Source organism: Haliea sp. E17 (genome assembly GCF_048323675.1).
Classification (GTDB): Bacteria; Pseudomonadota; Gammaproteobacteria; order Pseudomonadales; family Halieaceae; genus Mangrovimicrobium.
The window spans coordinates 323,204-338,364 of sequence record NZ_JBLWFK010000001.1 but is presented as its reverse complement, the minus strand read 5'-3'; the positions used below and the strand labels follow the sequence as shown (position 1 = coordinate 338,364).

Genomic DNA, 15,161 nt, shown 5'->3' with positions numbered 1-15,161 from the left:
GTAACAGCAATGAGCGACGATCGCAAGAACGCCAGACACAAGGCCTCGATGGAAAAGCAGAAGGCGAAAGTGGACGCGCGTATCGAGGAGGCCAGTGAAGAGCGGGGCATCGCCCTGCTCATCACCGGCAACGGCAAAGGCAAGTCCAGCTCCGGCTTCGGCATGGTGATGCGCGCCCTGGGCTACGGCCAGAAAGTCGGCGTGGTGCAGTTCATCAAGGGGCAGCAGCTGTCCGGCGAGGAGATCTACCTGCGCGACCACTGCCCGCAGGTGGAATTCCACCAGATGGGCACCGGCTTCACCTGGAACACCCAGGACCGCGAGGGCGACATCGCCGCGGCGCAGCGCACCTGGGCGCTGGCCAAACCGATGCTGGAAAACCCCGAGTTCGACCTGGTCCTGCTGGACGAACTGACCTACATGCTGGCCTACAAGTACCTGCCGGAGGAGGAGGTCATCGCCGCCATCCGTAACCGCCCGGTCGAGCAGAGCGTCGTGGTGACCGGACGCGGCGGCGGCAGCGCCCTGCAGGACGTGATGGACACGGTTTCCGAGGTCAAGGACGTGAAACACGCCTTCCGTGCGGGCATCAAGGCGCGCAAGGGTGTGGACTTCTGAACGCCCCCTTTGCCCTGATGGTGCAGGGCACTACCTCGGACGCCGGCAAGAGCATCCTGGTCACCGGCCTGTGCCGGGTACTGGCGCGCCGCGGCATTGCCGTAGCGCCCTTCAAACCCCAGAACATGTCGCTGAACAGCGCGGTCACCGCCGACGGCGGTGAGATCGGCCGCGCCCAGGCACTGCAGGCGCAGGCCGCTGGTATCGCTCCGCACGTGGACATGAACCCGGTCCTGCTGAAACCCAGCAGCGACTGCCAGGCCCAGGTGATTCTCTGCGGCAAGGCCGTCGAGGACCTCGACGCGCGGGAATACCACGACTACAAGCGCGTGGCCATGGACACGGTGATGGGTGCCTGGCAGCGCCTCGGCGAGCGCTACCAGGCGCGCGTCGTGGAAGGCGCCGGCAGCCCGGCGGAAATCAACCTGCGGGCGGGCGACATCGCCAACATGGGTTTCGCCGAGGCCGCGGACATCCCGGTCATCCTGGTGGCTGACATCGACCGGGGCGGCGTCTTCGCCCATCTCGTGGGCACCCTGGAACTGCTCTCTCCAGGCGAGCAGGCCCGCATCCGGGGCTTTGTCATCAACCGTTTCCGCGGCGACCTCGCACTGTTGCAATCCGGGCTCGACTGGCTGGAGGCGCGCACCGGCAAACCGGTGCTCGGCGTACTGCCCTACCTGCACAACCTGCGGCTGGACGCGGAGGACGCCATCCAGACCGGACAGGCCGGCAGCGGCGAGCGCCTGCGCGTGGTCGTGCCGGTCCTGCCGCGCATTTCCAATCACACGGATTTCGACGCCCTGCGCCTGAACGAGCAGGTGGACCTGCAATATGTCGGCGCCGGCGCCGCGCCGCCGGGCGCCGACCTCGTCATCCTGCCCGGCAGCAAGAATGTACGCGAGGACCTCGACTGGCTGCGCCATAACGGCTGGGAGGGTTACCTGCAGCGCCACCTGCGCTACGGCGGCAAGCTGCTCGGCATCTGCGGCGGCCTGCAGATGCTCGGACACAGTATCGCCGATCCGGATGGCATCGAGAGCGCGGCCGGCACCAGTCCCGGCCTGGGGCTGCTGGACATCGACACCACCCTGCTCCCCGGCAAGACCCTGCGCCAGGTACAGGGACGAATTGCCGGCCTCGACTGCGCGGTTGCCGGCTACGAGATTCACTGCGGCGAAAGTACGCGCACGGCGGGCACAGCCCCCTTCGCCCTGCTGGATTCCGGAATTGAGGACGGCGCCGTTTCCGGCGACGGCCAGGTCGCCGGCACCTACCTGCACGGGGTGTTCGACCACCCGGAGGCCTGCGCCGCCCTGCTGCGCTGGGCCGGGCTGGAAAACGCCCGCGGCGAAAATCTCGCCGAACTGCGCGAGCGCGAAATCGAACGCCTGGCGGACTGCCTGGAGAGCCACCTCCAGCTCGACCGGCTGTTCCCGCAGTGGCCCGCATGCAGCTGAACAGCAGCCGCAGCGCCCGCGCCCGCAGCCTGTTGCTGGTGCAACTGGTAATGCTGCCGCTCGCACTGCTGGCGGCGCTGTCCCTCGGCAGTGTCAGCCTGGGGCTGGAACAGAGCCTCGCCGCCCTGTTCAATCCCGAACAGGGCGGGCAGGCCACAGCCATCGTGCAGCAGATTCGCCTGCCGCGGGCGCTGATGGCAGCGCTGGTGGGCGCCATGCTGGGCATCAGCGGCGCCGCCATGCAGGGCATCTTCCGCAATCCGCTGGCGGATCCCTCGCTGATCGGCGTGACTGCCGGTGCGACCCTCGGCGCCAGCCTGGTCATCGCCCTCGCCGGCCACTGGACCGAGGGCATCGGCGGGCTCAGCCTGGTTTCCGTGGGCGCCTTCAGCGGCGGCATCGTCGCCGTGCTGGTGGTCTACCGGCTGGCGCGGGTGGACACCGGCACCTCGGTCGCCACCATGTTGCTGGCGGGCATTGCCATCACCGCCCTGGCCGGCGCCTGCGGCAACATTCTCGAGCTGTTCTCCAGCAATGAAACCCTGCGCCGGATCAGCCTCTGGCGCATGGGCGGCCTGGACGGCGCGGACTACCCGCGCACCGCCGTGGCACTGGTTGCGACGCTGGCCTGCTGTGTCGCGCTGCCGCGCTTCGCCACCGCACTCAACGCCCTGCTGCTGGGGGAATCCGAGGCGCGCTACCTGGGGGTCGATGTGGAGCGCACCAAGAGCCTGATTATCCTGCTGGTGGCGCTGGCGGTCGGCTGTTCCGTGGCACTGGCGGGCACCATCGCCTTCGTCGGCCTGGTGGTGCCGCACATGGTGCGGCTGCTGATCGGCCCCAATCACCGGTACCTGCTGCCCGCCTCGGCCCTCGCCGGGGCCATCCTGCTGCTGGTCGCCGATACCCTGGCACGTACGGTCATCGCACCCACCGAACTGCCGGTCGGGGTGGTCACCGCGCTGGTCGGGGTGCCTTTTTTCGTCTCCCTGCTGCGGCGCCGCCGCGACTACGGGATGGGCTGATGACGGCCCTGCTCGACGTCCAGCACCTGAGTGCCGCGCCCTATGGCGCGCCGCTGCTGCGAGACATTCACTTCCAGCTCGCGGCCGGGGAGACCCTCGGCCTGGTGGGGCCCAACGGCGCGGGCAAAAGCAGCCTGTTGCACTGCGTGGCAGGCAGCCTCCCGGGCAACGGCGGCACAGTCACACTGGCCGGCAGGGAACTGGCGGACTGGCCCCGGCTGCAGCGCGCCCGCGCCCTCGCGGTACAGACCCAGCACGCAGCGCTGAATTTTCCCTTCAGCGTGGAGGAAGTGATCCTGCTGGGACGCATCCCCCACGCCTCCGGCCGGGCCGCGGACCGGGCGGTCCTCGAGGAAGTGCTGGCGGCGACCGATACCGCGGCGCTGCGCCAGCGGCCTTACACCCAGTTGTCCGGCGGCGAAAAGCAGCGGGTGCAACTGGCCCGCGCCGCAGCCCAGTTGTGGCGGCCCGAGGACTCGGCGGCCCGCCTGCTGCTACTCGACGAACCCAGCGCGGCGCTGGACCCCTCCCACCAGCGCATGGTCATGGAGGTGGTTGCGGGCATGGCCGCCAGCGGCTGCGCGGTGATTATCGCCAGTCACGATTTCAACCTGCTGTCCGCCAATGTCGACCGCCTGCTGGTCATGCGCGATGGCAGCCAGTATGCCTGCGGCAGTCCCGCCGAGGTCCTGACCGGCCCGGTATTCGACGCGGTGTTTGCAGTTCCGGTGGAGGTCATTCCCCACCCGGTATCCGGTCGCCCGGTGGTCATCCAGCGCTGATGCTCGCCCGCCTCGCCAGACTGTGTGCGGCGCTTGCCGCCCTGCTCCCGGCCCTCGCCGGCGCCCAGGTCGCCGCGGTGGATTCCCTGGGCCGCGAGGTGCGCCTCGAACAACCCGCCCGCCGCATTGTCGCCCTGGCGCCGCACATCGTGGAAAACGTCTTCAGCGCCGGCGCCGGCGACCGCCTGGTCGCTGCGGTCAGCTACAGCAACTACCCCCCGGAAGCCCGCGAGCTGCCCGAGGTCGGCAGCGCGTTTGCCTGGAGTCTCGAGGAGGTGGCCGCGCTGTCTCCGGACCTGGTGATCCTGTGGGGTTCAGGCAACGGCGTGAACGGCCTGGCCAAGCTGCAGCGGCTGGGCTTCCCGGTCTACGTCAGCGAACCGCGTAATTTCAGCGGGATTGCCAACAGTATTCGCGACATCGGCAGGCTGGCCGGCAGTGCGGCGCAGGCAGACGCTGCGGCCGCCGCCTTTGAACAGCAGATCGCAGACCTGCGCCGGCAATACGCGTCGGGAACAGCCCTGCGCGCGTTTTACCAGATCTGGAACGATCCCCTGCAGACCATCAACGGCGAGCACCTGATCAGCCAGGTGATCGCCCTGTGCGGCGGTGAAAACGTGTTCGCCGCACTGCCCACACTGGCGCCGCGGATCAACCTCGAAGCCGTGCTCGGCGCCGATCCCGACGTCATTATCGCCAGCGGCATGGACCGCTCCCGGCCGGAATGGCTGGATGACTGGCGGCGTTTTCCCGACCTGCGCGCCGTGCGCCACAACGCGCTGGTGCACATCAACCCGGACCTGATCCAGCGACCGACCACCCGGGTCGCGCAGGGCGCCGCGGACATGTGCCAGCGGATGCAGGCCGTGCGTGAAGCCGCACCAGCGGGATCCCAGTGAGATTCAATTGGCGTCATTCCTGCTGTGGCTGCAGAACCTGCAGGTACGGCACCCATGCCCAGCACAGATCCGTCCGGCCAAGCCCCTCAGCCTGGTAAAACAGCGGCAGACCTAGCGCTTGACGCTGAGCAGTGCGCCCATGCCTTCGGGCAGCGCGGCGCCAGCCGCCACTTCGTCGGCCAGCAGTTGCAGGGGAGCCCCCATCCGCGGCGTCACTTCCTCCGGTCGCAGGGGCGCGTGGCATTCGCTGCAGGACAGGACCGGGTGCATCTTGTGGCCGCATTTCTGGTGGATGTATTCGAGCGGTGCGCCCTCCCCTTCGTCCATCCATTCGTCGCCCCAGCGGCCCATCGCCAGCAACACCGGGTACAGGCCCAGGCCCTTGCGGGTAAGGCGGTATTCGTAGCGCACCGGCCGGTCGCTGTAGGGCACCTTCACCAACACGCCCGCTTCCACCAGCTTGCCCAGGCGCTCGGAAAGACGGTGACGGGTAATGTCGAGATTGGCCTGGAACTGGTCGAAGCGGCGGGTGCCGAGGAAGGCGTCGCGGATGATCAGCATGGTCCAGCGTTCGCCGACCACGGACAGTGTGCGCGCCACCGAACACATTTGCTTGTCGATATCTTCCCAGCGCATGGTGTGAGTCTCCCGTGACGACAATCTGGAAAGGCACTCTACCACAGGGATTCCACGCTGGAACCCGGATTGCAAAAGGCGGGATAAAATACCCGGCGCGTTCTGCAGGGGGTCAGCCCGCGCCGGGAAATGGACCTTGGGGTGTGATTTATTCCGCTTCGGAGGAAGGCGGAGGCGGGCCCTTGCGCTCACCACGTTCAGGGCGCTTCGCGGCCATTGCATCGAGCTCGGCTTGCTGCTCGGGGGTTAGTACCGCGTAGACACCGGCGTTGGTTTCAGCCATGCGGTAGGCTACCCGCGCACTGATCTCACCCAGTTCCGTGCTGAGTTTGCGGGCCTCGTCCGCGTTAAAGGCCGTGCGCATGTCGCGCAGCGATTTGTCGATTTCGCGCATCCGCTCGAAGTCCGCCTTGCCGCTATCCCGCGAGGCGGAAACCAGGGTCCTGATCTCCCCGCGCTGGGTATCGCTCAGTTCCAGCTTGTCGGCGAGATGCATCAGCATCCGCCCGTCGCCGAATCCGGGGCCCATACCCGGGTGCGGGCCACCTGACCAGGCGACTGCAGAAACCAGCATCGTTGCGGCAAGCAGCGTGCCGGGTAGAATTTTTGACAGACTGGTTCTCATCACTATTTCTCCTGTAGCCAAATCGAAAGCCGGGGCAATGCCATCCGGTTACCAGCCAATGTAGTCGCAGGCCGCGTAAAGCTCTCCCCCATACCGGTAAAGATTTGTTAATTGCTGGTGACAAAGCACAAAGGCTTGCACAGACTATGGCCATGCAAGAACAGGTACTCATAATCGACGACGACCGCGAACTCTGCGCCCTGCTGCAGGAGTACCTGCTGTCACAGGGCCTGGCCTGCAACGCCATCCACGATGGCGCAGAGGCGGTGCGGCATTTGCGCAACCAGCACTACGATGTGCTGGTACTGGACATCATGCTCCCGGGCATGCAGGGCCTGGACGTGCTGCGCAAGTTGCGCGAGTTCGACAACACCCCGGTGCTGATGCTGACCGCCCGCGGCGAGGACACCGACCGCATTGTCGGCCTGGAGATGGGCGCCGACGATTACCTGCCAAAACCCTGCAATCCGCGGGAACTCGCCGCCCGCCTGCGGGCCATACTGCGCCGCGCCGGAAGCCCGCAAGCAGCGGACAGCGCCGACGATATCGAGGCCGGGGAGACCCACCTGCACCTGCCCAGTCGCACCGCCCACCATGCCGGCCAGGCCCTGCCGCTGACCAGCGCGGAGTTCAACCTCCTGTGGGTGCTGCTGCGGCACGCCGGTCAGGTGGTCGACAAGGACACCCTGAGCAGGGAGGGGCTGGGACGCCCCCTCGCCGCCTTCGACCGCAGCGTCGATGTACACGTCAGCAAGATTCGCCGCAAGCTGGCGGATGCGGGAGGCGACAACCTGATACTCAGTGTGCGCGGCGCCGGCTACCAGTTCGCCCTGGAGAACGAAGATCCCCGGCATGCGCACTAGCCTGTTCATCAAGATTTTTGTCGGCTTCTGGCTGGTATCGATAGCAGTGCTGGGCAGTTGGATGCTGGCGAACCAGTACTTCGACGACCTGCCCTTCCTCGACCAGGAGCGGCACCAGCACGACGGTCCGCCGCGGCGCTCCATCCTGCGCCTGATCTACAGCCTGCAGAACGCCCCGCTGGGCGCCCTGCCGGTGATTATCGAGAGCACCAGCCAGGAGCATCACCTGCGCATGTGGCTGCTGCGCCGCGACGGCAGCGATATTCGCAACCTGGAGGTACCCCCGCCGGTCCAGGCACTGGCCGGGCGGCTGGACCGGGGTAACCGCAAGGCCTTCGAACGCACGAAGGAGGCGGACCTGCTCGGCCACCTGGTGTATCGCGAGGACGGCATCCTGCGGCTGGTAATCGCCCTGCCGCCGCCGCGCTACCCGCTGCTGGGAATCCTGGGCGCCAAGCCCGGCCTGCGCCTGCTGCTGGCAGTCCTGATCAGCGGTCTGGTCTGCTATGGCCTTTCGCGGCTGGTCACCAGCCGCTTGCGCGAGATGGGGCGCGCGTCGCGGCGGCTCGCCGACGGCGACCTGGAAACCCGCATCCGGGTGTCCGCCCAGGGCGGCGACGAAACCGACGCCCTGGCCCGCGACTTCAACGCCATGGCAGCGCAGCTGCAGGCCCGCATGCAGGCCCAGAGGCGCCTGCTCAGCGATGTCTCCCACGAGCTGCGCTCGCCGCTGGCGCGCCTGCGGGTGGCCCTGGCGCTGGCCCTGGATGCTCCGGACAAGCGCCAGGACTACCTCGAGCGGATGGAGCGCGATACCGAACGGCTGGAGGAGCTGATCGGTCAGCTGTTGTCCTCCCAGCAGGACAACATCATCCTCGACAACCACATCGACATCGTCCCCCTGCTACAGCAACTGTGCGATGACGCCAGCTTCGAGGGTGGCAGCGCGGGCAAGGCGGTGGTGCTGCACAGCGAACTGGAGGAGGCGCTGGTCGCCAGCCACAGCGACCTGTTACAGAAATGCTTCGACAACATGATTCGCAATGCCCTGCGGCACACCGCAGCGAATACCACGGTGAGGGTCTCGCTGGCGCGCGACGGCGCACTGTACCGGATCATCGTGGAGGATCGCGGGCCGGGCGTGCCGGAGGAGGAACTGTCGCGTATCTTCGACGAATTCTACCGGGTGGACACTGCCCGCACCCGGGAAGGCGGCGGTTACGGCCTCGGCCTGACCATCGCCCGGCGCGCGATAATGCAACACGGCGGCGAATTGCGGGCCGAGAACACCGGCAGTGGACTGCGCCTGATCGTCATATTGCCCGCGGAAGATTGACCCTGCCGCAACCCGGTCCCCAATTGCGGCTACACTGCAGGTAGTCCCGGAGGTTCCCAAGCATGCCACAGACCTATCTTCTGCCGCCGCGCAACAATGACGCGAGCGGCGCAGACCGCGCCGCGGGTTTCGAATTCGAGTTCGGCAACCTGCCGATTACAGCCACCGCCGAGGCGCTGCAGGAGGCCCTCGGCGGCACCCTCGAAAAGCTCAGCCCCTTCGAGGCGATTCTCCACGACTCCGATATCGGCCGCCTTAAAATCGAGCGCGACGCGGACCTGCTGAAGTCCCGGCGCTATCGCGGCTGGCTGGAGCAACTCGGCGTGGAGTTTTCCCCCGGTTCCATCGCCCATGAAATCGAATCCAATATCGATAACGCCAGCCGCGGCCTGATTCCCTGTGAGGTGGTGACCCAGCCGATCCCCTTCCGCCAGCTGTCACTGCTCGATGACCTGGTGAGCACCCTCGCGGGCATGGGCGCGGAGGGTACCGGCGAGTCCCTGACCTACGCCTTCGGCCTGCACATCAACCCCTCGCTGGCCGATCAGGGCAGCGACAGCATCCTGCGCTCACTGCAGTCCTTCCTGCTGCTCCACGACTGGTTCGTGGATGCCGGCGAAATCGATCGCACCCGGCGCTACCTGACGCCGTATATCGACCGTTTTCCCCAGGATTACATGGAACTGGTATTGCGGCCCGGCTATCGACCGGACTTACCTGCGCTGATCGACGACTACCTGGAGCACAACCCGACCCGCAACCGCGCCCTGGACATGTTGCCCATTTTCCACTTCCTCGACGCACCGCGGGTGGAAGCGGCGCTGCCAAAGGATGAACGCCGGCTGGTCAAGGGCCGCCCGGCGTTCCACTACCGGCTGCCCGACTGTCGCATCAATGAACCCGGCTGGCATGTCAGCAGTGCCTGGAACAGCTGGGTCTACATAGAACGGATCGCCGAGGACGAGGACCTGCTCAGCGCCCTGATCGCCGCGTGGCAGGATCACTACCAGGAATTCCGGCTGGCGCAGGCGAGCCGCTGGGTGCGGCGACTGACCTCGCTGCTGGCGGAAAGGTACCTGGCCTCCTGACGCCCATGCGCAGCGCGCAACGACCCGTCATCGGCGTCACCGGGCCGGATCGCGGCGGCTTTGCGGCCTGGATCATGACCGCACTTGCCATCTGGCGCGCCGGTGGCTGGCCGCGACGGATCAGGCCCTGTGCGAGGGTCGATACCGGGCAACTCGCGGCCCTGGTAATCGGCGGCGGTTCCGACATCGACCCCCTGCACTACGGCGAGCTACCGCAGGCTGCAGCAGAGACCGCCGCTGCGAGTTCGCTGCGCGACTGGCTGGTCGCACTGCCGCTGGCGCTGCTGCGCATCCTGTTCGCCCGCCACTCCGGGGAAAAATACGACCCCGGGCGGGACGCCATGGAACGGGCCCTCGTCCACCACGCGCTGGCAGGCAACAAACCGCTGCTGGGCATCTGCCGCGGGGCGCAACTGATCAACGTCACCCTGGGCGGCACCCTGCACCAGCGCATCGATCACTTCTACGTGGAGGGCACCCGCAACCTGCGCAGCGTGCTGCCGCGCAAGCGGGTGCGCATAGAGGCCGGTTCACGCCTCGCGCAAATCCTGGAGAGCGGGGAATGCCAGGTAAACGCCCTGCACGCGCAGTGCGTGAAAGAACCGGGGAAAGGACTCAGGGTAAGCGCCTGTGAACCCAATGGGGTGACCCAGGCCATTGAACATGAGGGCAACGGTTTCGTGATCGGGGTGCAATGGCACCCGGAATACCTGCCGCAATCCCGGCGCCAGCAGCGCCTGTTCCGGGCCCTGCTGGCGGCGACCCGCGACACCGGGTAGCAGGTCAGCGCAGGGGGCCGATACCGACTGCCTCGCGCACCTTTTGCATCAGCGGCGCGCTGTACTCACGGGCGCGCTCTGCGCCCTGCAGCAGGACCGATTCGACGTGGGCGGGGTCCGCCAGCAGCGCCTCGTAGCGCTCCCGGGCCTCGGCCAGCTCGCTGTTGACCAGTTCGAACAGCTGCTTCTTGGCCTCGCCCCAGGCGATGCCGTTCTCGAACTCCCGGCGCATGCGCGCGGTTTCGGCATCGTCGGCGAAGGCCGCCCAGACCTGGAACACGGTGGAGTCATCGGGGTCCTTCGGTTCGCCGGGTTCCAGCAGGTTGGTCTTGATCTTGTTGATCGCCTTTTTCAGCTGCTTCTCCGGGAGAAACAGCGGTATGGTGTTGTTATAGCTCTTGGACATCTTGCGTCCGTCGGTGCCCTGCAGCAGGGCGACCTGGTCCTCGATTACCGCCTCGGGAAGGACAAAGGTCTCCCCGTAGAGGTGATTGAAACGCGCGGCGATATCGCGGGCCATTTCAATGTGCTGGATCTGGTCGCGACCCACCGGTACCTTGTGGGCGTTGAACATCAGGATGTCCGCGGCCATCAGCACCGGGTAGCTGAACAGGCCCATGGTTACCGCGAAGTCCGGGTCTTCGCCGGCCTCTTCGTTGGCCTGGACCGCGGCCTTGTAGGCGTGGGCGCGGTTCATCAGGCCCTTGGCGGCGACACAGGTGAGCACCCAGGTCAACTGGGTGATCTCCGGGACGTCGGACTGGCGATAGAAAACCACCCTGTCGGTATCCAGGCCGAGGGCCAGCCAGGTAGCAGCGATCTCCAGCGTGGACTGCCGGACCTTTTCCGGCTCCTGGCACTTGATCAGCGCATGGTAGTCGGCGAGGAAATAGAACGAGTCCACCGACTCGTCGCGGGAGGCCGTCACCGCCGGACGCAGGGCGCCCACGTAGTTGCCCAGGTGGGGAGTTCCCGTGGTGGTGATTCCGGTTAGAACGCGTTGCTTGGCCATGCTGAATCCGGTCTGCGAAAAGGCGCCTATGATACCGGGCTTGGCAATGGGGGGCTATCCTGCGCCGTGCATCACCGCCTCGAACAGTCGCGCGTAGCGCGGTTGCAGGCTGTCCCGGGTGCAGGCCGAGATATCCGGCGCCAGCGCCTTGCGCTGCGCCAGTGCCCGCAGGTGATCGGCCGCGGCGGTGGCTTCCGCCCGGATATCATCCGGATGACTGGCGTAACGGCAGGATTGCGGAAAATACTCCCGGTAGGCCAGGCGATCAGGCAACACGGGTTCGCAGCCGCGCAGCACCGCTTCCATCACCGCCAGCCCCTGGAATTCCTGCATGGCGGTGGAGAGGACGGCGTCCGCACCGCGCTGCCAGGCGTGGTATTCACTGACACTTTCCACGAAGCCGAATTGCGTTAGGCGATGGGCAAAATCCTCGCGAATCTGTCGGAATACCGGCGGCGAGGCCCGGAATTGCTCGCCGGTAACGGCGATGCGAAAGTTCACGTCCCCGGCATCCAGTTCCCACAGCAGCGCGTGCAGGCGATCGCCGCCCTTGTCGTATTCGAAGCGTGCACTCCAGAGGATGCGCAGTTCCTCCCCCTGGCGGGTGGGCCAGGGATCCCCTGGCTCCGCCTCCACAGACTGGATCGGGACCGCCAGGACGCTGGATTTCTTGCGCAGCGATTCGACCACGTTGCCGGGAACATAGTCCGGCAGCTTGCGCAGCAGGCCGTCCAGGCCGATGAGAAAACTGTCGCGATTGAACGCGGAATTGAACAGCAGCCGGTCCGCTGCCAGCGCGCTGTAAAGGCTGACCATCTGCGCTTCCAGCAGGCTGCCCTGCTGCTGTGAGGACGGAAAGCCGAACTGGTTCTCGTGGAAGTACAGTACGCTCGGCACACTGGCGAGGGCGGGAACCAGCCCCCGCAGCGTAGCCAGGTCGGTCATGGAGGTGGCGACCAGCAGGTCGTAACCGGCTTCCAGCTGTGCGCGCTGGTCGATGCTCCAGTGCAGCGGATTGCCGCGCACCCGCCAGCTGAAATAGCGCGGTGGCAGTTCCATGACCTGCCACTGCCAGTCGGGGAACATGCCCTGCAGCGCGTCGCGCCAGTAGCGATGGCTCTGCGCGGCGTAGGCGGAAAGCAGCAGGACCCGCACGCAGGTATCAGCCGGCGTCGAGTTCGCCCGCAAAGTTGTAGAACCGGCGCAGCACCCGCGACAGGTTGTAGCCATCCGCCGCCCCGGCCAGTTCCCGGATCGAGTGCATGGCGAAGGTCGGTACACCGATATCCAGGGTGCGCACACCCACGCCACCGGCGGTAATCGGCCCGATCGTGCTGCCGCAGGCCATGTCCGCGCGCACCACGAAGGACTGCACCGGCACGTCCTCCTGGGCCGCGAGCAGGCGGAACAGGCCGGCAGTCTCGCTGTTGGTGGCGTAGCGCTGGCTGGCGTTGATCTTGATGACCGGCCCGCGGTTGAGCACCGGGCCGTGATTCTCATCGTGGCGATCAGCGTAATTGGGATGGATACCGTGGGCGTTGTCCGCCGAGATCATCATCGAGCGGTCCGCCAGTGTGGCGTAGGCCTCGCGACTTCCCGCCATGCGTTCCAGCACGGTAGCCAGGAAGGGCCCCTGGGCACCGCTGGCGGAGAGGCTGCCGACCTCCTCGTGGTCGTTGCAGACCAGCAGGCTGGTCGATTCGCCGTCCCATTGCAACAGTGCCTGCAGGCCGGTAAAGCAACTGAGCAGGTTGTCGAGGCGCGCCGAAGCGATGAAATCGCCGCGCAAACCCACCAGCGCCGCGGGCTGGCTGTCGTAGAAGCTCAGCTCGAAATCGAGTACCTCCTCGACCCCGCACGCCGGGTGCTCCGCCAGCAGCCTCTCGCGCAATAGGCCGCGGAAGTCGGCCTTCTCATCGTCCGCAAGCTGGCAGAGAATCGGCGGGATATCGGTCTGGGGATTGACCGTCCGGCTGCTGTTGGCCTCGCGGTCGAGGTGAATGGCGAGGCTGGGAATGATCGCCACCGGGTCGCGAAAGTCGACCAGGGCGCTGCGCAGTTTTCCCGCCGTATCGCGGTAGCTGACGCGGCCCGCCAGCGACAGGTCGCGGTCGAACCAGGGGTTGAGGAGCGCGCCGCCATAGACCTGGACGCCAACCTGGAAGTAACCCTGCTGCACACGCTCCGGATTCGGCTTGGCCATCAGGCAGGGACTGTCCGTATGGGCGCCGACCATGCGCACGCCCCGGGCCGGGCCGGCCTGCCTGCCGATTCCGAAAGCGATAATGGAACTGCCGTTACGGGTAACGAAATAGCGGCCACCGGGCTGCAAATCCCAGCTCTCGTTCTCCGCCAGGGGACTGAACCCGGACTCCAGCAGCAGTTGCGCCATGACACTGACCGCGTGGAACGGCGTCGTCGCCCGGGCCAGGAATTGACAGAGGTCGCGGTTGAATTGCACCTGATCGGACATGGTTTGCTCCCCCGCTCAGACCAGCCACATGGCGTAGAGCACGCCCGCCAGTACGATGCGGTAATAGACAAAGGGCATCATACCCACGCGATCCAGCAGGCGTAGGAAAACAGTGATGCAGGAAAAGGCAGTGATCCCGGAGACCAGGGCAGCAAGCCCCAGCAGCGTCCAGTCCACCGGCTGGCCACTCTCGGCCAGTTCCATGGCCTTCAGCAAACCGGCGCCGGCGATCACCGGGATCGACAGCAAAAACGAGAATCGCGCCGCGTCCTGGCGACTGAGATTCAGGAACAGCCCCGCGGTAATCGTCACCCCGGAGCGGGAAACACCGGGCACCAATGCCAGCGCCTGGGCCGCGCCGATCAGCAGCGCCTGGCGCCAGCCGATCGCCGCGTCACCGGGCACCCGGATAGCATAGCGATCCGCCATGCCCAGCAGCAGACCGAACACCAGCGTGGTTGTCGCGATGACCGGCAGGTTGCGGGCGTGACCCTCGATGGCGTCACCCAGGAACAGTCCAACGGCGATCGCAGGGATGGTGGCGACCGCCAGTTTCCAGACCAGAATACTGTCCTCGCAGGAGCCCCGGCCAGCCAGACTACCCAGCCACGCGCAGGCCATTTTCCAGAGATCCCGACTGTAATAGATGACCACCGCGCTCAGGGTGCCGACATGCACGGCGACATCGAAGGCCAGTCCCTGGTCGTCCCATCCCAGGACCAACGAGGGTATCACCAGGTGCGCCGAACTGGAGATCGGCAGGAATTCAGTCAGTCCCTGCAATACCGCCAGCACAAATGCCTGCATCAAATCCATTATTTGCGTTTTCCCTGTTCGGATATTTTTTTCCAGCTGATCTCGTCCCGCACGTAGACCGGCTGTACTTGCATAGCATTTTGCAGGCCACCTGTTGCGGCGATAGCCAGGGCAAGCGGCAGGAGGTCACCCGAATGAGGCAACACGCTCTCCTCCACCTGGGCGATCCGCTGGCGGAAATCCGGGGAAAACGCCTCAAGGAAACGTGCGCCGCTGCCAATGACCGTGACTGGCCCTGCGGACGCATCCGGCTGAAAATACTGCGGCGCGCATGCCTGGGCCGGCACGACTTCCTGCGGCAGACCACCCTCGATACGGTAGACCGCACCGTATATTTCATTGATACGCGCGTCGATCAGGCTGGCGACCAGTTGCCCTTCCTCGACCAGCCCTTCCCGCAATGCGCTTTGCACCTGGCAGGCCAGGGTGGAGACGGGAATCGCCGGCAGCGCGGCGGCGAAACACAAGCCCTGGACAGCACTGGCGGCGACCCGCAAGCCGGTAAAGGAACCCGGACCGGCGCCATAGGCTATGGCCTCGACACCTGCGTCGCGCAAATTGCCACCGGGCAGGAGTTCGGCCAACATGGAGAACAGGCGCTGGCTGTGTTGACGCGGAATGACTTCGTGGCATTCGGTGACAGCGCCATCGCGCCAGAGCGCGACGGAGCACGCGTCCGTTGCAGTCTCAATCGCCAGAATGCCTTTCATGGGTGCGCGCCTGGTTACGGGATCGGGTGGTAGAATGGC

16 protein-coding genes are annotated in these 15,161 nt (G+C 66.2%); 9 read left to right on the top strand and 7 right to left on the bottom strand.

Going from position 1 to position 15,161, the window contains the following annotated elements; all coding sequences use genetic code 11:
- Window positions 1-9 precede the first annotated feature (9 nt).
- The 5 genes from cobO to ACNKU3_RS01425 are packed head-to-tail and all read left to right on the top strand — an operon-like array spanning window position 10 to window position 4,784.
- Complete coding sequence (cobO, locus tag ACNKU3_RS01445) at window positions 10-618, top strand: cob(I)yrinic acid a,c-diamide adenosyltransferase (RefSeq protein WP_418257625.1); 609 nt, start codon at window positions 10-12, stop codon at window positions 616-618.
- Between the two features lie 17 nt (window positions 619-635).
- Window positions 636-2,078, top strand: coding sequence for a cobyric acid synthase (locus tag ACNKU3_RS01440; RefSeq protein ID WP_418257624.1), 1,443 nt, complete (start codon window positions 636-638; stop codon window positions 2,076-2,078).
- Window positions 2,069-3,103: a FecCD family ABC transporter permease gene (locus ACNKU3_RS01435; RefSeq protein ID WP_418257623.1), complete on the top strand. Its 1,035-nt coding sequence runs from the start codon at window positions 2,069-2,071 to the stop codon at window positions 3,101-3,103. Before ACNKU3_RS01440 ends, ACNKU3_RS01435 begins: the two co-directional genes overlap by 10 nt.
- Window positions 3,103-3,885: a heme ABC transporter ATP-binding protein gene (locus tag ACNKU3_RS01430; protein ID WP_418257622.1), complete on the top strand. Its 783-nt coding sequence runs from the start codon at window positions 3,103-3,105 to the stop codon at window positions 3,883-3,885. The genes ACNKU3_RS01435 and ACNKU3_RS01430 overlap by 1 nt, the downstream gene beginning before the upstream one ends.
- The gene (locus ACNKU3_RS01425) at window positions 3,885-4,784 is read left to right on the top strand and encodes a cobalamin-binding protein (protein ID WP_418257621.1); all 900 of its coding nucleotides are present in this window, start codon (window positions 3,885-3,887) and stop codon (window positions 4,782-4,784) included. Before ACNKU3_RS01430 ends, ACNKU3_RS01425 begins: the two co-directional genes overlap by 1 nt.
- A 111-nt stretch (window positions 4,785-4,895) precedes the next feature.
- Here the strand turns inward: ACNKU3_RS01425 and ACNKU3_RS01420 are convergent, their stop codons facing one another.
- Together ACNKU3_RS01420 and ACNKU3_RS01415 are read right to left on the bottom strand one after the other, a co-directional pair.
- Entirely contained in the window at window positions 4,896-5,420 is a 525-nt protein-coding gene (locus ACNKU3_RS01420) for a winged helix-turn-helix transcriptional regulator (protein WP_418257620.1), read from the bottom strand.
- A 148-nt stretch (window positions 5,421-5,568) separates the two neighbouring features.
- Window positions 5,569-6,045, bottom strand: coding sequence for a Spy/CpxP family protein refolding chaperone (locus ACNKU3_RS01415; protein ID WP_418257619.1), 477 nt, complete (start codon window positions 6,043-6,045; stop codon window positions 5,569-5,571).
- A gap of 152 nt (window positions 6,046-6,197) precedes the next feature.
- Here ACNKU3_RS01415 and ACNKU3_RS01410 point away from each other — a divergent pair, with 152 nt between their 5' ends.
- The 4 genes from ACNKU3_RS01410 to ACNKU3_RS01395 all read left to right on the top strand — a co-directional run bounded on the left by ACNKU3_RS01410 (window position 6,198) and on the right by ACNKU3_RS01395 (window position 10,111).
- Entirely contained in the window at window positions 6,198-6,908 is a 711-nt protein-coding gene (locus ACNKU3_RS01410; protein WP_418257618.1) for a response regulator, read from the top strand.
- Window positions 6,898-8,244: a sensor histidine kinase gene (locus ACNKU3_RS01405; RefSeq protein ID WP_418257617.1), complete on the top strand. Its 1,347-nt coding sequence runs from the start codon at window positions 6,898-6,900 to the stop codon at window positions 8,242-8,244. The genes ACNKU3_RS01410 and ACNKU3_RS01405 overlap by 11 nt, the downstream gene beginning before the upstream one ends.
- A 62-nt stretch (window positions 8,245-8,306) precedes the next feature.
- Window positions 8,307-9,332 (top strand): amidoligase family protein, encoded by a 1,026-nt coding sequence (locus ACNKU3_RS01400; protein ID WP_418257616.1) that lies wholly within the window; start codon window positions 8,307-8,309, stop codon window positions 9,330-9,332.
- Window positions 9,333-9,337: 5 nt separating this feature from the next.
- Entirely contained in the window at window positions 9,338-10,111 is a 774-nt protein-coding gene (locus ACNKU3_RS01395) for a gamma-glutamyl-gamma-aminobutyrate hydrolase family protein (RefSeq protein ID WP_418257615.1), read from the top strand.
- A 4-nt stretch (window positions 10,112-10,115) separates the two neighbouring features.
- Here the strand turns inward: ACNKU3_RS01395 and ACNKU3_RS01390 are convergent, their stop codons facing one another.
- Genes ACNKU3_RS01390 through tsaB form a run of 5 tightly spaced genes read right to left on the bottom strand, consistent with a single transcriptional unit; the run spans window position 10,116 to window position 15,122 of the window.
- Window positions 10,116-11,123: a tryptophan--tRNA ligase gene (locus ACNKU3_RS01390; protein WP_418257614.1), complete on the bottom strand. Its 1,008-nt coding sequence runs from the start codon at window positions 11,121-11,123 to the stop codon at window positions 10,116-10,118.
- Between the two features lie 54 nt (window positions 11,124-11,177).
- Window positions 11,178-12,278: a tRNA-queuosine alpha-mannosyltransferase domain-containing protein gene (locus tag ACNKU3_RS01385; protein WP_418257613.1), complete on the bottom strand. Its 1,101-nt coding sequence runs from the start codon at window positions 12,276-12,278 to the stop codon at window positions 11,178-11,180.
- Window positions 12,279-12,285: 7 nt separating this feature from the next.
- Window positions 12,286-13,596 carry a M18 family aminopeptidase gene (locus ACNKU3_RS01380; RefSeq protein ID WP_418257612.1) on the bottom strand — a complete coding sequence of 437 codons (1,311 nt, stop codon included), beginning with the start codon at window positions 13,594-13,596 and terminating at the stop codon, window positions 12,286-12,288.
- 15 nt (window positions 13,597-13,611) lie between these two features.
- Window positions 13,612-14,412: an undecaprenyl-diphosphate phosphatase gene (locus ACNKU3_RS01375; protein ID WP_418257611.1), complete on the bottom strand. Its 801-nt coding sequence runs from the start codon at window positions 14,410-14,412 to the stop codon at window positions 13,612-13,614.
- A complete protein-coding gene (gene tsaB / locus ACNKU3_RS01370; protein WP_418257610.1) occupies window positions 14,412-15,122 on the bottom strand; it encodes a tRNA (adenosine(37)-N6)-threonylcarbamoyltransferase complex dimerization subunit type 1 TsaB in 711 nt (236 codons plus the stop codon). Before tsaB ends, ACNKU3_RS01375 begins: the two co-directional genes overlap by 1 nt.
- Window positions 15,123-15,161: the final 39 nt, after the last annotated feature.

Bases quoted from the DNA above. Each gene is read 5' to 3' on its own strand.
- ACNKU3_RS01415 (WP_418257619.1), bottom strand. From the start codon at position 6,045: ATGAGAACCAGTCTGTCAAAAATTCTACCCGGCACGCTGCTTGCCGCA.
- ACNKU3_RS01440 (WP_418257624.1), top strand. From the start codon at position 636: ATGGTGCAGGGCACTACCTCGGACGCCGGCAAGAGCATCCTGGTCACC.
- ACNKU3_RS01390 (WP_418257614.1), bottom strand. From the start codon at position 11,123: ATGGCCAAGCAACGCGTTCTAACCGGAATCACCACCACGGGAACTCCC.
- ACNKU3_RS01420 (WP_418257620.1), bottom strand. From the start codon at position 5,420: ATGCGCTGGGAAGATATCGACAAGCAAATGTGTTCGGTGGCGCGCACA.
- ACNKU3_RS01380 (WP_418257612.1), bottom strand. From the start codon at position 13,596: ATGTCCGATCAGGTGCAATTCAACCGCGACCTCTGTCAATTCCTGGCC.
- ACNKU3_RS01435 (WP_418257623.1), top strand. From the start codon at position 2,069: ATGCAGCTGAACAGCAGCCGCAGCGCCCGCGCCCGCAGCCTGTTGCTG.
- ACNKU3_RS01410 (WP_418257618.1), top strand. From the start codon at position 6,198: ATGCAAGAACAGGTACTCATAATCGACGACGACCGCGAACTCTGCGCC.
- ACNKU3_RS01405 (WP_418257617.1), top strand. From the start codon at position 6,898: ATGCGCACTAGCCTGTTCATCAAGATTTTTGTCGGCTTCTGGCTGGTA.
- cobO (WP_418257625.1), top strand. From the start codon at position 10: ATGAGCGACGATCGCAAGAACGCCAGACACAAGGCCTCGATGGAAAAG.
- ACNKU3_RS01375 (WP_418257611.1), bottom strand. From the start codon at position 14,412: ATGGATTTGATGCAGGCATTTGTGCTGGCGGTATTGCAGGGACTGACT.
- ACNKU3_RS01400 (WP_418257616.1), top strand. From the start codon at position 8,307: ATGCCACAGACCTATCTTCTGCCGCCGCGCAACAATGACGCGAGCGGC.
- tsaB (WP_418257610.1), bottom strand. From the start codon at position 15,122: ATGAAAGGCATTCTGGCGATTGAGACTGCAACGGACGCGTGCTCCGTC.
- ACNKU3_RS01430 (WP_418257622.1), top strand. From the start codon at position 3,103: ATGACGGCCCTGCTCGACGTCCAGCACCTGAGTGCCGCGCCCTATGGC.
- ACNKU3_RS01395 (WP_418257615.1), top strand. From the start codon at position 9,338: ATGCGCAGCGCGCAACGACCCGTCATCGGCGTCACCGGGCCGGATCGC.
- ACNKU3_RS01425 (WP_418257621.1), top strand. From the start codon at position 3,885: ATGCTCGCCCGCCTCGCCAGACTGTGTGCGGCGCTTGCCGCCCTGCTC.